The 19,199-nt window shown below is 65.7% G+C and carries 17 protein-coding genes; 6 read left to right on the forward strand and 11 right to left on the reverse strand.

Going from position 1 to position 19,199, the window contains the following annotated elements:
* Window positions 1–196: 196 nt before the first annotated feature.
* From Atep_RS09370 to Atep_RS09380, 3 genes are all read left to right on the forward strand, one after another.
* Window positions 197–1,915 (forward strand): proline--tRNA ligase, encoded by a 1,719-nt coding sequence (locus Atep_RS09370; RefSeq protein ID WP_213378290.1) that lies wholly within the window; start codon window positions 197–199, stop codon window positions 1,913–1,915.
* A gap of 122 nt (window positions 1,916–2,037) precedes the next feature.
* Window positions 2,038–2,553 (forward strand): 3-hydroxyacyl-[acyl-carrier-protein] dehydratase FabA, encoded by a 516-nt coding sequence (gene fabA / locus Atep_RS09375; RefSeq protein WP_213378291.1) that lies wholly within the window; start codon window positions 2,038–2,040, stop codon window positions 2,551–2,553.
* An 8-nt stretch (window positions 2,554–2,561) separates the two neighbouring features.
* Window positions 2,562–2,993: a DNA polymerase III subunit chi gene (locus Atep_RS09380; protein WP_213378292.1), complete on the forward strand. Its 432-nt coding sequence runs from the start codon at window positions 2,562–2,564 to the stop codon at window positions 2,991–2,993.
* An 11-nt stretch (window positions 2,994–3,004) separates the two neighbouring features.
* Here the strand turns inward: Atep_RS09380 and Atep_RS09385 are convergent, their stop codons facing one another.
* The 3 genes from Atep_RS09385 to Atep_RS09395 form a co-directional block, all read right to left on the reverse strand.
* Window positions 3,005–4,123 carry a response regulator gene (locus tag Atep_RS09385; protein WP_419467483.1) on the reverse strand — a complete coding sequence of 373 codons (1,119 nt, stop codon included), beginning with the start codon at window positions 4,121–4,123 and terminating at the stop codon, window positions 3,005–3,007.
* A 149-nt stretch (window positions 4,124–4,272) separates the two neighbouring features.
* Window positions 4,273–6,519, reverse strand: coding sequence for a DNA topoisomerase IV subunit A (parC, locus tag Atep_RS09390; protein WP_213378294.1), 2,247 nt, complete (start codon window positions 6,517–6,519; stop codon window positions 4,273–4,275).
* 67 nt (window positions 6,520–6,586) lie between these two features.
* On the reverse strand, window positions 6,587–7,855 hold the full coding sequence (locus Atep_RS09395) for a multifunctional CCA addition/repair protein (protein WP_213378295.1): 1,269 nt from the start codon (window positions 7,853–7,855) through the stop codon (window positions 6,587–6,589).
* A 35-nt stretch (window positions 7,856–7,890) separates the two neighbouring features.
* Here Atep_RS09395 and Atep_RS09400 point away from each other — a divergent pair, with 35 nt between their 5' ends.
* Window positions 7,891–8,370 carry a DUF2939 domain-containing protein gene (locus Atep_RS09400; RefSeq protein WP_213378296.1) on the forward strand — a complete coding sequence of 160 codons (480 nt, stop codon included), beginning with the start codon at window positions 7,891–7,893 and terminating at the stop codon, window positions 8,368–8,370.
* Here the strand turns inward: Atep_RS09400 and Atep_RS09405 are convergent.
* The 7 genes from Atep_RS09405 to Atep_RS09435 all read right to left on the reverse strand — a co-directional run bounded on the left by Atep_RS09405 (window position 8,363) and on the right by Atep_RS09435 (window position 14,813).
* Entirely contained in the window at window positions 8,363–10,111 is a 1,749-nt protein-coding gene (locus tag Atep_RS09405; protein WP_213378297.1) for a PP2C family protein-serine/threonine phosphatase, read from the reverse strand. The two genes, Atep_RS09400 and Atep_RS09405, sit on opposite strands and share 8 nt — an antisense overlap.
* Entirely contained in the window at window positions 10,095–10,901 is an 807-nt protein-coding gene (locus Atep_RS09410; protein WP_236786102.1) for a type 2 periplasmic-binding domain-containing protein, read from the reverse strand. The genes Atep_RS09405 and Atep_RS09410 overlap by 17 nt, the downstream gene beginning before the upstream one ends.
* Window positions 10,894–11,715 (reverse strand): GGDEF domain-containing protein, encoded by an 822-nt coding sequence (locus tag Atep_RS09415; protein WP_213378298.1) that lies wholly within the window; start codon window positions 11,713–11,715, stop codon window positions 10,894–10,896. Before Atep_RS09415 ends, Atep_RS09410 begins: the two co-directional genes overlap by 8 nt.
* Window positions 11,716–11,728: 13 nt before the next feature.
* Window positions 11,729–12,124 carry a DUF1987 domain-containing protein gene (locus Atep_RS09420; RefSeq protein WP_213378299.1) on the reverse strand — a complete coding sequence of 132 codons (396 nt, stop codon included), beginning with the start codon at window positions 12,122–12,124 and terminating at the stop codon, window positions 11,729–11,731.
* Window positions 12,125–12,138: 14 nt separating this feature from the next.
* Window positions 12,139–12,693: a SiaB family protein kinase gene (locus Atep_RS09425; RefSeq protein ID WP_213378300.1), complete on the reverse strand. Its 555-nt coding sequence runs from the start codon at window positions 12,691–12,693 to the stop codon at window positions 12,139–12,141.
* Window positions 12,694–12,790: 97 nt separating this feature from the next.
* Window positions 12,791–14,170, reverse strand: a complete 1,380-nt coding sequence (locus tag Atep_RS09430; protein WP_213378301.1) for a hypothetical protein — start codon at window positions 14,168–14,170, stop codon at window positions 12,791–12,793.
* Window positions 14,171–14,279: 109 nt separating this feature from the next.
* Window positions 14,280–14,813, reverse strand: a complete 534-nt coding sequence (locus Atep_RS09435; RefSeq protein WP_213378302.1) for a ferritin — start codon at window positions 14,811–14,813, stop codon at window positions 14,280–14,282.
* Between the two features lie 350 nt (window positions 14,814–15,163).
* Between Atep_RS09435 and Atep_RS09440 the strand changes: the two genes are divergently transcribed.
* On the forward strand, window positions 15,164–15,694 hold the full coding sequence (locus Atep_RS09440; protein ID WP_213378303.1) for a beta/alpha barrel domain-containing protein: 531 nt from the start codon (window positions 15,164–15,166) through the stop codon (window positions 15,692–15,694).
* 39 nt (window positions 15,695–15,733) lie between these two features.
* On the opposite strand, the gene apbC is transcribed toward Atep_RS09440, so the two are convergent.
* Entirely contained in the window at window positions 15,734–16,825 is a 1,092-nt protein-coding gene (gene apbC / locus Atep_RS09445) for an iron-sulfur cluster carrier protein ApbC (RefSeq protein WP_213378304.1), read from the reverse strand.
* A 201-nt stretch (window positions 16,826–17,026) separates the two neighbouring features.
* Here apbC and metG point away from each other — a divergent pair, with 201 nt between their 5' ends.
* Window positions 17,027–19,081: a methionine--tRNA ligase gene (gene metG, locus Atep_RS09450; RefSeq protein ID WP_213378305.1), complete on the forward strand. Its 2,055-nt coding sequence runs from the start codon at window positions 17,027–17,029 to the stop codon at window positions 19,079–19,081.
* Window positions 19,082–19,199 lie beyond the last annotated feature (118 nt).

Raw genomic sequence — 19,199 nt, forward strand, 5'->3', positions numbered from 1 at the left:
TAGGCTTTCCACATGAGAACTGTTCGCGGATGGAACGGCTGAGAAGTGTCTGTTGGACCCCATTACTCTATCATCATCGACTCTGTGGTTTCGGCCTCGACCATCGAATGCATATGGCCGGTTGCGTGCCGGGTGTTGTTTCGACGTCGCCGGACCAATAGACTTCCGCGCTTTACCTGCCGAGATTTTCGATCCGATGCGCACCTCAGAGTTTCCGCTCCAGACCATCAAAGAGACGCCGGCCGACGCCGAGATCGCCAGCCACCGGCTGATGCTGCGCGCCGGTCTCATCCGCAAACTCGCCGCCGGTCTCTACACCTGGCTGCCGCTCGGACTGCGCGTGCTGCGCCGTGTCGAGCGCATCGTGCGCGAGGAGATGGACCGCGCCGGGGCGCTGGAAGTCTCCATGCCCGCCGTACAACCGGCCGAACTCTGGCAGGAGTCCGGGCGCTGGGAACAATACGGCCCCGAATTGCTGCGTTTCAAGGACCGCCATCAGCGCGAGTTCTGCTTCGGCCCCACGCACGAGGAGATCATCACCGAGCTGGCGCGCAACGAACTCAAGAGCTACAAGCAGCTCCCGATCAATTTCTACCAGATCCAGACCAAGTTCCGTGACGAGATCCGTCCGCGTTTCGGCGTGATGCGCGCGCGCGAGTTCCTGATGAAGGACGCCTACTCCTTCCATCTGGACGACGCCTCGCTGGCCGAGACCTACCAGCGGATGCACGAGGCCTATTGCCGCATCTTCACCCGTTGCGGACTGGACTTCCGCCCGGTGAGCGCCGACACCGGCAGCATCGGCGGCAGTGCTTCGCACGAGTTCCATGTGCTGGCCTCCTCGGGCGAGGACGCCATCGCCTTCTCGACCGGCAGCGACTATGCCGCCAACGTCGAGCTGGCCGAGGCCGTGGCCCCGGCCGATCGCGCGCCCGAACCCGGCGAGGACGCGCGTCTGGTCGACACGCCCGATGCACGCACCATCGCCGATCTGGTCGCGCAATTCGATCAGCCGATCGAGCGCACGGTCAAGACCCTGGTGGTCGCGGCTTCGGACGAGATCGACGCCGATCTGGTCGCGCTCCTGGTGCGCGGCGATCATGAACTCAACGCCGTCAAGGCGCAGAAGCTGCCGCAGGTCGCCTCGCCGCTGCGTATGGCGACCGAGGCCGAGATCCGCGCCGCCATCGGCGCCGGTCCCGGTTCGCTCGGGCCGAAGGATCTGCCGATCCCCTGCATCGTCGACCGCACCGTGGCCGTCACCGCCGACTTCAGCGCCGGGGCCAATCAGGACGGCAAGCACTGGTTCGGCCTGAACTGGGGCCGCGATCTGCCGCTGCCCGAGGTCGCGGATCTGCGCAACGTAGTCGAGGGCGACCCGAGTCCGGACGGTCAGGGCACGCTCACCATCGCGCGCGGCATCGAGGTCGGACACATCTTCCAGCTCGGTCGCAAATACAGCGAGGCGATGAAGGCCACGGTGCTCGGCGAGGACGGCAAGGCGACCGTCATGACCATGGGCTGCTACGGCATCGGCGTGTCGCGCGTGGTCGCCGCCGCCATCGAACAGCATCACGACGAACGCGGCATCTGCTGGCCGGCGCCGATCGCGCCCTTTGAGGTCGCGCTCCTGCCGATGAAGCTCGGCAAGTCCTACCGGGTGCGCGAGGCGACCGAGAAGCTCTATGCCGAACTCCAGGCCGCCGGGATCGACGTCCTGCTCGACGACCGCGACGCGCGTCCCGGCTTCATGTTCGCCGACATGGAGCTCATCGGTATCCCGCATCGCATCGTCGTCGGCGACAAGGGGCTCGACGACGGACAGGTCGAGTACAAGGGCCGTACCGACGAGGCGATGCAGCTCATCCCGATCGACACCATCGTCGAGTTCGTGCGCGCGCGTCTGCGTGCCTGAAACCCGGCGGGCGGACTCCGTCGCCCAGGTGGAGCCGCCCCGAAACCAACCCTCAACGCCTGACGCGGCCCAGTGTCGCCCGGCCTCCAGCACGCCCCGCGTGCCTCAATCTAGGATCGACCGTGAACAAAGAAGCCTGTTTCAATCGCGATGAACTGCTGGCCTGCGGGCGCGGCGAGATGTTCGGACCGGGCAATGCCCAGTTGCCGACACCCAACATGCTGATGATGGATCGCATCGTGCGCATCGCCAACTTCGGCGGCGCCAACGGCAAGGGCGAGATCCTGGCCGAGCTGGACATCAAGCCCGATCTCTGGTTCTTCGAGTGCCACTTCCCCGGCGATCCGGTGATGCCCGGCTGTCTGGGACTCGACGCGCTCTGGCAGATGGTCGGCTTCTATCTGGGCTGGATCGGCAATCCCGGACATGGCCGGGCGCTGGGTGTGGGCGAGGTCAAGTTCACCGGTCAGGTGCTGCCGACGGCGACCAAGGTGACGTATCACATCGACATGAAGCGCGTCATCAGCCGCAAGCTGGTGCTCGGTATCGGCGACGGCGTCGTCCAGGTCGACGGGCGCACCATCTATACCGCCAAGGATCTGCGCGTCGGACTCTTCACCTCGACCGACGGCTTCTGATCCCCTGCATGGCGCGGATCGATTTCTACAGCCTCGAACCCGACAGCCGGGGTGATCGCTTCATCCTGGCCTGTCGGCTCGTCGAGCGCATCCGCGCCCAGGATCTGCGCGTGCTCATCCTCTGCCCGGATCGCGAGGAGGCACGCCATCTCGACCGGCTGCTCTGGACCTTTCGGCAGGAGAGTTTCCTGCCGCATGGTCTGGTCGGGAACGTGGATACGGAGCTGACGCCCATCCTCATCAGTCCGGACGACGCCTCGGAACACGGCTGCCCGGTACTCCTCAACCTCTCGCGCGCGCTTCCGGCGGGACTGGAACGCTTCGAGCGACTGTGCGATCTGGTCGACAACGACCCGACGGTGCGTCAGGCCGGACGCGAGCGTTTTCGCGCGTATCGCGAACGCGGCTACGAACCCGATCATCACAAGATTCGGTTATAGATCGCGCCCCATCAACCGACGGCGAATGCCGGAGCCGCCGTCTCGGCCTCGCCATAGCGGATCGCGACTTTCTGGAATTCCTCGAAACGGGTGATGAAGGCATCCACCACGTCGGGATCGAAATGGCTGCCGCGTCCGGCGACGATGATCGCGTAGGCTTCCTCGAACGACATCGGCGGCTTGTAGACACGCTGCGAAATGAGCGCGTCGAAGACGTCGGCCAGCGCCATGAGCCGCGCGGCGATCGGGATGTCGTCGCCGGCCAGCCCCTCGGGATAGCCGTTGCCGTCCCAGCGTTCGTGGTGGTAGTGGGCGATGTCCTTGGCCATGACGAGGAATTCGAGCGGTCGGTCGACATCACGCTCGGCCTGCTCGATGGCATCGCGCCCGAGCTTGGCATGGGTCTTCATGATCTCCCACTCCTCCGGAGTGAGCTTGCCCGGCTTGAGCAGGATGTTGTCCGGGATGCCGACCTTGCCGATGTCGTGCAGGGGCGCGGACTTGACCAGCAGGTCGATGGCATGCGGCGTGAGGAAGTCGGCGAAACGCGGATGATCGGACAGTTGCTCGGCCAGCGCGCGGACATAGCCCTGGGTGCGGCGCAGATGGTTGCCGGTCTCGGGGTCGCGGATCTCGGCCAGATGCGCCAGGGCATGGATGCTCACGTCCTGGACCGCCAGGTTCTCGCTCATGCGTCGCGCCAGCTCGATCTCCAGATAGTCGTTCTGGTTCTTGAGCCAGTCGCGCGCCTGCTTGAGTTCGAGCTGGGTGTGGACGCGCGCACGCAGGATCGGCGGCACGATCGGCTTGGCGATGTAGTCGACGGCGCCGACGTCCAGCCCCCGGATCTCGGCCTCGGTGCTGTCCATGGCGGTGACGAAGATGACCGGGATGTCGCGCGTGTCGTTGTCGGCGCGCAGGCGCGCGAAGACCTCGTAGCCGTCCATCTCGGGCATCATGACGTCGAGCAGGATCAGGTCCGGCTTGGGCGTGGTCTTGACCACGCGCAACGCCTTATCGCCCGAGGTGGCGGCGCGCACGCAATACTCGGTTTGCAGCAACTCGCTCAGTACGGCCAGATTCTCGGGCGAGTCATCGACGATGAGGATCGTCGCCACACCAGCATCCATCATTGATGCCTCCGGTAGGGGGTCGTGGGGGCGCTGTCCGTCCTGTCCGGCGCGGGCTGTAGATCTAATGATAATGGACAAAGGATCTCCGGTTCATACGAACCCGCGAAACTGTGTGGTCATCTCGAAAACCACACCGAACCGCTCGCTCAGGCCCGCAAGCCATCGACGCGCTGAAAACCGCGCGGCAGGAGTTTACCACGCCGTCCGCGCTCGCCACGGTAGAGCGCCAGATCGGACGGTTTGAGCGTGAGTTCGCGCTTGCCGGACAGCACGGTCAGGGGCGCGCCCTCCCCCACCACGGCGACGGCGATCAGGCGCTCGCCTTCGGCGCCGGCGCGTCCGGCGGGGATGCCGATGATCTTGTTGCCCTTGCCGCGCGCCATCTCGGGCAGCTCGGCGAGCGGGAACAGGAGCAGATGCCCGGCTGTGGTGACGGCGGCCACGCTGGAACCTTCGATCCCGGCGATGCGCACCGGGTCCAGGAGGCGCGCCCCGTCCGGCAGGGTCAGAACGGCTTTGCCGCCCTTGGGCTTGGCGATCAGCTCCTCGAAGCGGACGATGAAGCCATAACCGGCATCGGAAGCGAGCAGATAGCGCGTCTCCGCACTGTCGCCGAGCACGGTGACGAAGCGCGCGCCGGGCGGCGGGTCGAGGCGTCCGGTGAGCGGCTCACCCTGACCGCGCGCCGAGGGGAAGGTATGGGCGGGGAGCGAATAACTGCGCCCGGTCGAGTCGAGGAAGACGGCCGTCTGGTTGCTGCGCAGTCGTGCCAGACTCAGGAAGCCGTCACCGGCGCGATAGCTGAGGCTGGTCGCGTCGACTTCGTGCCCCTTGGCGGCACGCACCCAGCCCTTTTCGGACAGGACGACGGTCAGCGGTTCGCTCGGAGCGAGTTCGGTCTCGTCGAGGGCCGCGGCCGCCGCGCGCTCGACCAGGGGCGAGCGACGCGCGTCGCCATAGCGCTCGGCATCGGCGGCGATCTCGTCGCGGATCAGGCCCTTGAGCGCGCCTTCGTCGCCCAGCAGACGCTGCAAGCCGTCGCGCTCGGCGGCCAGCTCGGCCTGTTCGGCGCGGATCTTCATCTCCTCCAGGCGTGCGAGCTGGCGCAGGCGGGTGTTGAGCACATAGTCGGCCTGAGGATCGGTCAGCGCGAAGCGGGCCATCAGCACCGGCTTCGGCTCATCCTCAGTGCGGATGATATGGATGACTTCGTCGAGATTGAGGAAGGCGATCAGCAGGCCGTCGAGCAGATGCAGGCGTTCCAGCACCTTCTCCAGCCGATGCTGGAGACGGCGACGCACGGTCTCGGTGCGATAGATCAGCCACTCGCTGAGGATCTCGCGCAGGTTCATCACGCGCGGTCGGCCATCGAGCGCGATCAGGTTCAAATTGACCCGATAGCTGCGCTCCAGGTCGGTGGTCGCGAACAGATGCGACATCAGGCGCTCGACATCGACCCGGTTGGAGCGCGGAACTATGACCAAACGGGTCGGATACTCATGATCGGACTCGTCGCGGAAGTCCTCGATCATCGGCAGTTTCTTAGCGTTGAACTGCGCCGCGATCTGCTCCAGCACCCGACTGCCCGAGACCTGATAGGGCAAAGCGGTGATGACGATGTCGCCCTGCTCGCGGGTGTAGCGGGCGCGCTGTTTGAGACTGCCGTTGCCGGTGCGGTAGAGCTTGAGGATCTCGTCGGCGGGCGTGACGATCTCGGCCTCGGTCGGGAAATCGGGCGCGGGGATGAATCGGACCAGGTCTTCGAGGGTCGCGTCCGGATGTTCGAGCAGATGGATGCAGGCGCGGGCGACCTCGCGCAGATTGTGCGACGGGATGTCGGTGGCCATGCCGACCGCGATGCCGGTGGCACCGTTGAGCAGCAGGTTCGGCAATCGCGCCGGGAGCAGGCGCGGCTCGTCGAGCGTGCCGTCGAAGTTCGGCTGCCGGTCGATGGTGCCCTGATCGGCCTCGGCCAGCAGCAGCTCGGCATAGGGCGTCAGACGCGACTCGGTGTAGCGCATGGCGGCGAACGACTTGGGATCGTCGGGCGAACCCCAGTTGCCCTGACCGTCGATCAGCGGATAGCGATAGCTGAAGGACTGGGCCATGAGCACCATGGCCTCGTAACAGGCCGAGTCGCCGTGCGGATGGAACTTGCCGAGCACGTCGCCGACGGTGCGGGCGGACTTCTTGAACTTGGCCGTGGCCGAGAGTCCGAGTTCGGACATGGCATAGAGGATGCGCCGCTGGACCGGCTTCAAGCCGTCGCCGATGTGCGGCAGGGCGCGATCGAGGATGACGTACATGGAATAGTCCAGGTACGCCTTTTCAGTGAAATCCTTCAGCGGGCGGCGTTCGAGGCCCTCGGCGGTGTAGATGGGAGTGTCCGACATCGGCAATCTTTTGGGTTCTTGAGGTTTCGTTCGATCGGGGACGGGCATGATGCGGTATGACAGGGCCTCAAGACAAATCCGGACGGACGCGCCCAATGGCCTCCAGCCGCGCGGCGCGGATGCGTTCGTGGATCAGGCGCGGCTCGCGGGCCGCGCGCGCAATGGTACCGGTGTCGACCGCCGCCGCGGCTTCGAGCAGACGGCGCCAGACATCGGCCTGGGGATACGGGCGCTCGGCGTAATCGCCGCGACCGCGAAAATCGGCCTCGCAGGCGACCAGCAGTTGTTCGAAGCGCTCGGGACGGCGAAAGGCGTCGGCGCGCTCGAAGAGATCCAGAATGGTACCGGCGCGCAGCTCCTCGACCTTGTGGATCCGGCCATGCTCGGCAGTGGTCAGACGCGCCAGCTCACGACAGCGGTTGGGGACGCGGAAGCGGTCGCAGATGGCCTCCACCATCGGCAGGCCGCGTTCCTCGTGGCCATGATGGCCGGGCAGGATCTCGGGCGGCGTGGTGCCCTTGCCCAGGTCGTGACAGAGCGCGGCGAACCGCACCTCCAGATCGGGCGAGATCCGCGCGGCCATGTCGAGCACCATCATCACATGCACCCCGGTGTCGATCTCCGGATGCCATTTCGGGGTCTGGGGCACGCCCCAGAGACGGTCGATCTCGGGCAGCAGGCGCGCCAGGGCGCCGCAGTCGCGCAGCACCTCGAAGAAGCGTGCGGGCCGGTCCTCGCCGAGCGCACGCGCCATCTCCTGCCAGACGCGATCCGGCACCAGGGCGTCGACCTCGCCGGCCGCGACCATGGCGCGCGTCAGCTCCAGGGTCTCCTCGGCGATGCGGAAACCGAGTCCGGCGAAGCGCGTGGCCAGCCGCGCCAGACGCAGGATGCGCACCGGATCCTCGGCGAAGGCCGGCGAGACGTGGCGCAGGATACGCGCCTCCAGATCGGCCAGACCGCCATGCGGGTCGATCACCCGGCCGTCGGCGTCCATCGCCATGGCATTGACGGTGAGGTCGCGCCGCAGCAGATCCTCTTCCAGCGTCACAGCGGGATGGGCCTGGACCTGGAAGCCGCGATAGCCGGGCGCGATCTTGCGCTCGGTGCGGGCGAGCGCGTATTCGTCCCGGTTCTCCGGATGCAGGAAGACCGGGAAATCCTTGCCGACCTGCCGGAAACCTCGGGCGAGCATCTCCTCGACGCCGGCGCCGACCACGACATAGTCGTGCTCATGCGTCGTGCGCCCGAGCAAGAGATCGCGCACGGCACCGCCGACCAGATAGGTTTCGAGTCCCTGGGTCGCGCCCGCGCCGCTAAAGGGTTTAGACTTCAATCGATCGCTCCACTACTGACACTGAGACGACGCTCATGCGATTCATCGGTTATCTCCTGCTCCTGGTGCTCATCACCTATGGTCTCTGGCCCTATTACAGTCTCTATCGGCTCGACGGCGCCCTCGTTCGCCCGGACACGACCGAGCTGGCCACCCTGGTGGATCTTCCAGCCATCCGCGCCAATTACAAGCGTCGTCTGTCGGCCGGGGTGAGCGGTATGCTTCCGGCGACGGATCCGCAGAGCATCAGCGGCTGGATTCGGCAGAATGTCGAGCGGTTGGGCGACTCGGCCCTGGAGCAGACCATCACGCTCGATTGGGTGCGCGAGACGGTGCGCGACGCCGTCACTCAGGTCACGGGCCAGAGTCCGCCCTATCTGATCGGCGCGGTCGATTTCGCCTTCTTCGAATCCTACGACAGGTTCCTGATCCGGCTCGGACGACTCGGCGAGAACGCCACCCATCTCCGCCTGTCGCGGATCGGTACCCAGTGGAAGATCACCGATATCATTTGACGCCGATGTCCGATCCCGGCCTGAAGGCGATCAGGGTCATGTCGTCGCGTCTCGGTTCGTCGGCGCGGTAATCGGCGAGCATCCGGCACAGCCCCTCGATCTGGTCGCTCAGACCGAGTGCGGCGTGCGACTCCAGCCATTCGACGACGCGCCGCCGTCCGAGCAGGCGGCGCGGCGCGCCGCCCATCTGATCGGTGAGACCGTCGGTCAGCAGATAGAGGATCGCGCCGGGCGGAACCGCGATACGCCGACCGGCGATGGCGTCCGGCGGCTTCAGACTCTGATAGCCGAGATGCCCGCGCGTGCCGCGAATCGTGGTGATCCCCTTGTCCGGATCGAGACAGAGTAGCGGGATACCGCCCACGCTCGCGAACTCCAGGGTAGGCGCCCCAGCGTCCCACAGCAGGACGGCGGCATCGAGTCCGTCGTCGGAGTCCAGCCCGGTCCAGTCGCTCGAACGGTCCTGACGCAGACGTCGCCTGACCCGGCGGTCGATGTCGGCGAGGATCGTCGCCGGCTCCCAGACCGGCGTCTCGCGCAGCACCTGCTCCGTCACCGAGGCCAGCACCAGGGTGACGAAGGCCCCCGGCACGCCATGCCCGGTGCAGTCGGCGAGCAGGATCAGGCACTGATCGCCCCGACGCTCCAGCCAATACCAGTCGCCGCCGACCAGATGCAGCGGCTCCCAGTGGACGCGGACCTCGCCGACGTCATCGCCGAGCGCCGCCGGATCGGGCAGCATCGAGCTCTGGATGCGCCGCGCATAGGCATGGCTTTCGAGCAGCAGCCGATTGGCCTCGCTCAGACGCCGATGGGTCCAGTCCAGTTCCTCAAAGGCGTGCTCGACCTCGTCCTTGCGTATCTCCAGATCGCTCAATGCCTGTTCGAGCGCCTGGGTGCGCTCCCGGACCCGCTGTTCCAGTTCGCGTGTGAGCGCGGTCAGCTCGGCCTGCGCCCGGTCGCGCTGATCCAGCCCGTCTTGCGAGGCGTCCAGGAGCCGGCGCAGATGCGCGAGCAGCAGACCCAGTTCGTCGCGTCCATGTCCGCGCAGTTCGGGCGTCGGCCAGTACCCCGGACGCGCCGGATCGATCTCGGCGACGGCGCGCGCCAGCCTGAGCAACGGCCGGGTGATCATGAGATAGAACAGGATCACGACCAGCAGCGAGATGGCGACCGCGCGCGCGACGCCGAAGAAGGCGCTACGTGTCGCCTGTTGCAGGAACCTTTCGGTCAGCCGCTCGGGCGACAGCTCGACCCGCAGCACGCCGACCTCGGTCCGGGCGCCATCGGGTTCGACCTGACGCAGCGGTCGGCTGAAATCCGTCATGTCGGCGAAGAGTCCCGACCAACGGTGGAACGCACTCGCGGCCAGGGGCGGGCGCTCGTGACTGGCCAGCACCCGCCCGAAGTCGTCGCGCAACTCGACGTACCGCACCGGATCGAAGACCAGGAGTCCATCGACGACCCGGCTCCCCAGTTCGGGATTGAGCTGATAGAGCGCCTCGGCCGCCGAACCCTCGACCAGATCCAGGGTGTGTTCCAGATTCTCACGGACCTCGACGCGCATGGCCCGCCAGTCCAGGAGCAGTTCGAGCGTGCCGACCGACAACCCCAGCAGCAGGACCACCAGGAGCGTGACGGCCGCCTGCTTGAAGGTCAGGCTATGTCGAAGCGGAATACGGCTGAGCGTCGTGCCGGCCTCATCCGACGCACCGACCACGGACTCAGTCGACCGCGTCATGGCTCCGATCCGTTTCGCTCAAACCGGCACGCCGCTTGAGTTCCGACACCAGGTCGGCGTGCTCGACGAACCAGCGGTCGAAACGCTCGATCACTTCCGGGTGACGGCGGGTCGAGAGCCGATAATCACCGCGCGCGGACGGAAGACGACGATCGAAGACCAGCGCGTCAGGATACCCGAACAGGCGCTGGGACTGATCGCGTGCCACCGCGACATTGGCATAGGCGCCATCGACGCGCTCGCTCAGAACCTGCTGGAAGAGCGCGCCGAAATCGGCGTTCTCCCTGAGACCGACGGCACCCGAATCGAGCGCCGCGCGCCAGGCCAGCGGGGTGAAACCGACCACGGTGCCGAGTACGCGCAGCATCGACGCCGGTTGCTCCAGACGCTCGGGCCGCACCAGGGTGCCGTCCAGATAGGCGACGATGGGACGGCTGTAATGGATGACCTGACCGGCGCGCGCCTCGGGGGCCCAGCCCGGATCGTCGGGATATTTGAAGTCGACCCGGTCCTGGAGCAGGCTCGCCAGCAGACGCGGCGGCGGCAGCGGCCGATACTCGAAGACGATTCCGGCCTCGGCGGCGAAGGCGTCGAGCAGTTCGCGCCCGAAGCCCTCGAAGTCCCCGGTATGACCGGCCTGATAGGGCCGGTAGTCGATGTTCTCCACGCCCACCACATAGCGCTCGGCCGCCGGGACAGGCGCGCTCGCGATGAGCGCCAGGAGCACGAGCAGGCCCAGGACGCGACCGGACGGCTGCGCGGCCCGAGGCATCGACGCCAGCCTACTCATGCGTGTCCAGGTCCGATCCGACCATGACCCGATCGCGCCCGGCGCGCTTGGCCAGATAGAGCACCTGATCGGCGCGCGCGATGGCCTTGTCCAGCGACTCGTCGCCGCGCACCGTCACCAGACCGATACTGACCGTGACCGCCAGCGACTGGTCCTTCCACAGCGTGCGGTTCTCGCGCACCCGCTCACAGAGCCGCTCGGCGATGGATCGGGCGGTCGCCAGATCGGTCTCGGGCAGGATCGCCAGGAATTCCTCGCCGCCGAAGCGCCCGGCGATGTCGCCCTTGCGCAGACAGGAACGCAGCAGAAACCCGAAGTCGCGCAGCACCTGATCGCCGGCGGCATGACCGAAGCCGTCGTTGATGCGCTTGAAATGATCGAGATCCATCATGAGGATGGCCAGCTCATGGCCGTGACGCGAACGACGACGCTGCTCGTGCTCGCCGAGTTCGAGCACATGGCGCCGGGTATGGGTGCCGGTCAGCTCGTCGACCGAGGCGATGTGCCTGAGCTCGTGTTCGAGCGCCTCGCGCCGCTCGATCTCCCGATGCAAGACCTCGTTGAGCCGCTGCAGGTCGGCGGCCTGGTCCGTGAGCATGCGATTGGCCGCATGCAGTTCCTCCTGCATCCGGTCGCTGATGCGCACCAGCCGCACCGTCTCGCGATAGCCCTCGCGATAGGCCTGGGCCAGCACGCGCACCCCATTGGCGACCTCGTCGAGCTTGCTCAGCATGGACTCGGCCTGACGGATGACCGACTCTTCGTGGGCATAGAGCGAGTAGGTCTCCTGAGGCTCTAGGTCGTGGGTGGACATGGGCGGCCCCGTTTCAGTCGAACACACAGAGCTCGAAGCGAGCGGCCTGGAAATCCTCCCTGAAGTCCTCGCCGAACTCCATCATGGTCTCGTCGTCGGTCTGATAGTGCCAGTTGACCTGCACCTTGACCCCGTCGCGCGCGGCGGCCTCCAGACGCTGGAAGATGTTCATGAACGCCTTGGCGCTGCTGCTGTTGAAATACGCCAGGCGCAGATCCACGACCAGGGGCGCGGCGGGCGGCTCGGCCCGCAGTCGCTCCAGATAGCGATCCAGGGCCGCGATCAGCGGACCGAAGAAGGCCGCCGCATCCTCCGGGTAGGACTCGCCTTCGAGGCGCAGCCGCTGCCGGTCGAAATCGAAATCGACCAGGGGCGAGCGTTCGGTCTGGGGGAGCCGGAGTCTATCCATCGGTCGGACTGTATTCAGATATAGGCTTTGAGACAAAAGAAGGCGCGATCCGCGTCGATTTCGGTCAATCCGAACTCGATCGGGCGCGTCGAGCGGCGCGCGATCTCGATCAGACCGATGCTCGCGCCGCGACTGCCCTCCTCGGGCGGCTCGCGCAGCTTCTCGCGGTAGTAGCTCTTGATCGTGTCGGGGTCCATGCGCGCCAGCTCATCGAGCCGACCGCGCAGATCCTCGCCCTCGGCGCGCCCGACGATATTGCCGCAGACCACGAAGAAGTGCGTGGCATCGTGCCCGACCGTGATCAGGCCCGAACTCATCTCGGTCGGGGTGCCGCTCTCGGCCTGGAGCCGCTCGGCTGAGTAGCGGATGATGTTCTGGACCTGTTCGACGAAGATCGAGAAGACGCGCTTGGTGACATTGGCGTCGGTCTCCTCCAGTCGCATCTTCTGCTTCAGCGCCTCGCCGAGCGAGAACAGGATGCCTTCGGACACATAGCCGACGAAGGAGAAGATCACGCCCTGATCGCGCATCCGCCGGTGGACGTCGAAGTACTGGGTGGCGATCGACATGCGGGCCTCGCTGAGCACGGTGATTCGCATCGATGGCTTAAGGTAGCGACCGAACGGGGCCGAGGTCAATGCCATCCCCGACCATCGATGATCCGTGTCAACGCTTGGTCACGAGATGGTAATGCATCCACATGCGCAGATGCTTGTAGGTCCGTCCCAGGGTCAGGGCGGCGATCAGCATCAGACGATGCACGGGCCGCAGGTCACGGCGCTGCCACAACCCCGAACTCCACTGGGTCTGCTTGATGTAGAGGATGACCGCGCGCCTGTCCTCGGACGAGACGATCCCGCGGATCATGCGCCAGGGCGAGGGCACGACGCGCTTGTCGACGAAGCCGCCGACGCCGAAGACGTCGTTGTGCTTGAGCGCGGCATAGGCTTCCGAGATCTGGCGGTCGGGCCGCTCGATCAGGTCGCTCCAGAGCCGGCAGGCCTGCTCGCGCAGATCCTGACTGCGGATCGAATGGGCCTCGACATGGGGTGCCCAGTGACGGCAGGCGAAGAGCACGCCGTCCTGGAAGTGCCGCACCACCTCGGCATGGATGGCGTTCTCGGTCGGTTCGGTCAGACGCCAGGCATGTGCCTCCCCGCCCTCCAGACGATACCCCATGACACTGCCGCGCGGCGAGTTACAGAGCATCTCCATCGGCGAGACGGCATCGAGCAGCTGGCTGAAGAACAGGTTGAGGTTGGCGTCAGGGCCATAGGCGCGCTTGACGCCGTTGGGCGGCTGATGATTGAGGAAGCGCTGGAGACCCAGGTAGTAACCGAAGAAGCGCGTGTTCGGCAGCATCCAGGCGAGGTTGTCCTGGATGGTGCCGCGCCAGCCGATGTCGACCAGACCGAAGGGGCCGTGTCCATCGACCAGTCCCTGTTGCGTGAAATAGGCCAGCGCGGCCTGTCGGTCCGCGTCGATCTTGTCGGAGACGCGCCGGACGAACACAGGGTCGCCGAAGAGGGCTCTGACGCGCGGGTCGAGCCAGGGATGCACGATGGTCTCGGCCAGCTGCAGGTCATGTCGCGCGCAGATCGGCTCCAGCGCCTCGGGTTCCAGTCCGAGCGAGCGGGCGAGCGCGAACAGCGACTGGCTGTCGTAGAGACTCCAGAGCCGGCGCATCTCGTCGAGGCTCACCGCGCGCAGCGAGGCCGAGAAGGTCGCCAGCCGGCTCACCTCCAGCAGCCGCGCGCGCGGCAGGACGTGATTGGCCAGACGTCCGTTCGGCACCACGGACGCGAAGACGCGCTCAAAGAACTCGCCTTCGCGGGTGAAGAAATAGATCGTCCCGACGTCGTCGATGATCGACTGCTCGGCGATGAAGAGCGCCTGACCGACGAACAGCGGCGCGCTCTTGATGCCGAGCCGGAAGATCAGACCCGGTCTGGTCTTGAGATCCTCCAGGATCGGGGCCGCCGCGGCCAGCGCCGAGTGCTCGATGTGGCGCTGGAGCGAGGAACGATCGGTGAGACGACCGTTCAAGCGTTCAGCCCTTCGGACACTTCTTGCAACGCTTGCCCTCGCGGTACTTCTTGCAGCACTTGTCGGACTTCTTGGCCATGGATCTCGCGTGCCTCGTATCACCCCGGTCTCAGGCGGCGGCACCGGACTGAGGCGCCGCGCCGGTCGCCATCTGCTTGGCCAGAGCGCCGAGTTCGTTGTCGATCATGAGCAGCGATTGACCCTGATCGCCGAACAGCCGCACCCGCCCGATGATGTCGTCGACCGTGGCCTCCTCCTCGATCTGCTCGGTGATGAACCATTGCAGGAAGATGTGGGTGGCATGATCCTTCTCGGAGAGTGCCTGATCGACCAGCTCGTTGATGGTGGCCGTCACGGAGCGCTCGTGCTCCAGGGTGCGCTCGAACATGGGGAGCACGCCGCGCTCGACGCTCGCCGGTGCGGCCACGTCGCTGAAGGCGACCATTGCACCCTGGTCGATCAGATAGCGGTACATCTTGAGCGCATGCGTGTGCTCCTCGCCATGCTTGGCGAAGAACCAGGCGGCCACGCCCCGGAGGTTCATGGACTCGGCCTGGGCCGAGAGTCCGAGATAGAAATAGGCCGAATACAGCTCGCGGTTGATCTGGGCATTGAGGCGCTGGGCCATGGATTGGGAGATCATACTGAACATGCTCCTGAGTTGAAGGCTGAACGGCTGTCGCAATGGCGGATGCCGAACGTTTGGACGCATCCTACTGCATCCATGTGTGATCCGCCGCCTCCGAATACCAGCCGACGACAGACGATCAGGTCGGCCTGTTTTTTGCGTTGATGCTTTTCGATGCCGCCGGCCCCTGTTTGGGACACACTACCAAAAAACACGCTTTTCGACCTCCGGATGGTCAGGGAGTCCAGGGTTTGGCGACCACTGGTCACGAAACCCGCCCGTTGGATCGCGGCCCCAGGACGAGTGCACGAAACACGACATCCGACCATCGACGAGGTTCGATTCGACCCAAGGACAAGACACTGATGTATTCGACAGACACGCCCGTGCTCAGCGACCACGAACTCCAGGCCCTGCTTGCCGAGGACGTCCCCTTCGGCGATCTCACCACCGAGGCGCTCGGCATCGCCGGGCGTGCCGGCCGTCTCAGGTTCGAGGCACGTGACCCCATGGTCGTCTGCGGGACCGAGGAAGCGGCGCGGCTGTTCGCGCTGTGCGGCGCCCGGAGCGAACTCCAGACGCCATCCGGACGCGAGGCCGAACCTGGAACTCCGCTGCTCACGGCGACTGGGTCGGCCGGCGCCCTGCATCGCGCCTGGAAGAGCGCGCAAACGCCGGTGGAATGGTGTTCGGGGATAGCCGGCAGCGCCGCCGCGATCCAAGCCGCCGCACGGCGCGGTCATCCCGACGCCATCGTCGCCGGCACGCGCAAGGCAGCGGGAGGCATCAACGCGCGCAATGCCGAGGACTATGCCCGCGCCGGTGCCCGTTTGCTGGTCACGAGCGCCCCGCATCAGGCCCCGCCACGGGACGTACAGGTCCGTTTCACCGCCTGAGCCCCTCTCCCGGCGGGAGAGGGGTTGGGGTGAGGGTTCTCAGGTGTTCTGGATCACGATCCGCGGGAACTTGGAGGCATAGTCCTTGGCCTGGAGCGAGAGCTTGGCGGCGGTCTTGCGGGCGATCTCGCGATAGATCTGGGTGATGCGCGATTCAGGCTCGGCGGCGACCGTCGGCTTGCCGCTGTCGGTCTCCTCGCGGATTCGGATATCGAGCGGCAGTGCGCCCAGCAGATCGATGCCGTATTGATCCGACATACTCTGACCGCCGCCCTGGCCGAAGATGTATTCCTCGTGGCCGCACTTGGAGCAGATGTGGATGCTCATGTTCTCGACGATGCCGAGCACCGGCACCTCGACCTTCTGGAACATCTTCAGACCCTTGCGCGCGTCCAGTAGCGCGATGTCCTGCGGTGTGGTGACGATGATCGCGCCCGAGACCGGAACCTTCTGCGCCAGCGTCAACTGGGTGTCGCCCGTGCCCGGCGGCAGGTCGATGACCAGATAGTCGAGATCCGACCAGTTGGTGTCGTTGAGCAGTTGCTCCAGCGCCTGAGTGACCATGGGGCCACGCCAGATCATTGGGGTCTCTTCCTCGATCAGAAAACCGATCGACATGGTCTGGATGTCATGGCTGACCATGGGTTCGAGCGTGCGCCCGTCCTTCGACTCGGGCCGGCCGCTGATGCCGAGCATCCGCGGCTGTGAGGGGCCATAGATGTCGGCGTCGAGTAGCCCGACCTTGGCGCCCTCGGCCGCCAGCGCCAGGGCCAGATTGACGGCGGTGGTCGACTTGCCCACGCCGCCCTTGCCCGAGGCCACGGCGATGATGTTCTTGACGTTGTCGATGGGCTTCAAGGACTTCTGGACCGAGTGGGCCTTGACCTCCCAGCTCACATCGACCGCGACCGCACCGACGCCGTCCAGCTTGGAGACCCGCTCGGTGAGCGCCTCGGCGATGGTCTGCTGAATGCCCTTGGCCGGAAACCCGAGCACGACCTTGATCCGCACCTGATCGCCCTCGATCGCGATGTCCTTGATGGCATGGGCGGCGACCAGATCGCGCCCGAGATGCGGCTCCTTGTAGTCTTTGATGGCGGTTTCGATGGCGTCTTTCGTGGGTTGGGACATGGGGTACTCCATTTGGATTGAGTCGGATGCCGGCTGCAAGTTTGGTATCAGCCGCCGCTAATTCAACGCGGATGAAACCGCAAAAGACGCCAAGGGTAAGGCATCGCGCAAGCTCAACGCCAGACACCGGGCTGCGCCGGACGCGAATCGTGAGATAATTCCATCCAGAGTTCAACACGTAGCAATCCATCCGAGCCACCCATGAGCCAGCCCCGCGACATCCTCATCACCAGCGCCCTCCCCTATGCCAATGGCCCGATCCACATCGGTCATCTGGTCGAGTACATCCAAACCGACATCTGGGCGCGGTTCCAGAAGATGCGCGGTCACAACTGCTGGTACGTCTGCGCCGACGATGCCCACGGCACGCCGATCATGCTGCGCGCACGTCAGGAGGGCATCACGCCCGAGCAGCTCATCGCCCGCGTCGCCGAGGAGCATCAGGCCGACTTCGCCGCTTTCCGCATCGGCTTCGACAACTATCACTCGACCCATTCGCCCGAGAACCGGCACTACGCCACGCTCATCTACGAGCGCAACCGCGACGCCGGACACATCGCCAAGCGCATGATCACCCAGGCCTATGACCCGGTCGAACAGATGTTCCTGCCCGACCGCTTCATCAAGGGCGAGTGTCCCAAGTGCGGCGCGCCCGATCAGTACGGCGACAACTGCGAGGCGTGCGGGGCGAGCTATTCGCCGGCCGAGCTGAAGAATCCGCGCTCGGCGGTCTCGGGCGCTGTGCCCGAGCAACGCGAGTCGGATCATTACTTCTTCAAACTCGGCGACTTCGAGGCAATGCTCAAGGAGTGGACGCGCGGCGGCAGTCTCCAGAAGGAGGTCGCCAACAAGCTCGACGAATGGTTCGAGGCCGGACTCCAGGAGTGGGACATCTCGCGCGACGCGCCCTATTTCGGCTTCGAGATCCCGGATCATCCGGGCAAGTTCTTCTATGTCTGGCTGGATGCGCCCATCGGCTACATGGCCAGCTTCCAGAACCTGTGCGACAAGACGCCCGGACTGGACTTCGACCGCTTCTGGGGCCGGGACTCGACCGCCGAGCTGTATCACTTCATCGGCAAGGACATCATCTATTTCCATGCCCTGTTCTTCCCGGCCATGCTGCACGGGGCCGGTTTCCGCACGCCGAGCGCCATCTTCGCCCACGGCTTCCTCACCGTCGACGGGCAGAAGATGTCCAAGTCGCGCGGCACCTTCATCAAGGCGCGCACCTACCTGGATCACTTGAATCCCGAATATCTGCGCTACTACTTCGCCGCCAAGCTGGGGTCGAGCGTCGACGACATCGACCTGAACCTGGAGGACTTCGCGGCACGGGTGAACGCCGATCTGGTCGGCAAGGTGGTCAACATCGCCAGCCGTTGCGCCGGGTTCATCGGCAAGCGGTTCGACGGGCGGCTCTCGGGCGCGCCGGCCGAACCCGAACTCTTCGCCGAGTTCATCGCGGCGGGCGACTCGATCGCGGCGGCGTATGAAAAGCGCGAATTCAGCCGTGCCGTGCGCGAGATCATGGCCCTCGCCGACCGCGCCAATCAGTACATCGACGAGAAGGCGCCCTGGGTCGTCGCCAAGCAGGACGGACGCGAGGCCGAGTTGCAGGACATCTGTTCCATGGGCCTCAACCTGTTCCGGGTGCTGATCGGCTATCTGCGTCCCATCCTGCCCGGCACGGCGGTCGCGTCCGAGTCCTTCCTCCGGATCGACCCGCTCACCTGGGAGGTGCTGGCCACGCCCCTGCTCGATCACGTCATCGCGCCCTTCGAGCCGCTGATGACGCGCGTCGACCCGAAACAGATCGAGGCCATGCTGGAGGCGTCCAAGGAAGACCTGAGCGCCACAGGCACGGCGTCGTCAGCCGCTACAGCGCCGGCCGCCGCCAATCCGCACCTCGAACGCGACCCCATCGCCGCGCCGATCGACTACGACAGCTTCGCCAAGGTCGACCTGCGCGTGGCCCTGATCCGGGAGGCACGGCTGGTCGAGGGCGCCGACAAGCTGCTGCAACTCAGGCTCGATCTCGGCGGCGAGACGCGCAACGTCTTCGCCGGTATCCGCTCGGCCTATGATCCCAAGGATCTGGAAGGCCGGATGACGGTCATGGTCGCCAATCTGGCTCCGCGCAAGATGCGCTTCGGCGTCTCAGAGGGCATGGTGTTGGCGGCCGGTCCAGGCGGAACGGATCTCTTCATCCTCAGCCCGGATTCGGGCGCCGAACCGGGCATGAAGGTGAAGTAGAGGCGATGGGGAGCGACCCGAGCAACGGGGGCCTCAAAAATTCAAAAACGAGTGGTTGACAAGCCGATCAGAAATCGGTTTAATGCGCAGCTCGACCGGCGGTGAACGCATTCCGGTC

Source organism: Allochromatium tepidum (assembly GCF_018409545.1).
In the GTDB taxonomy this organism is placed as follows: Bacteria; Pseudomonadota; Gammaproteobacteria; order Chromatiales; family Chromatiaceae; genus Thermochromatium; species Thermochromatium tepidum_A.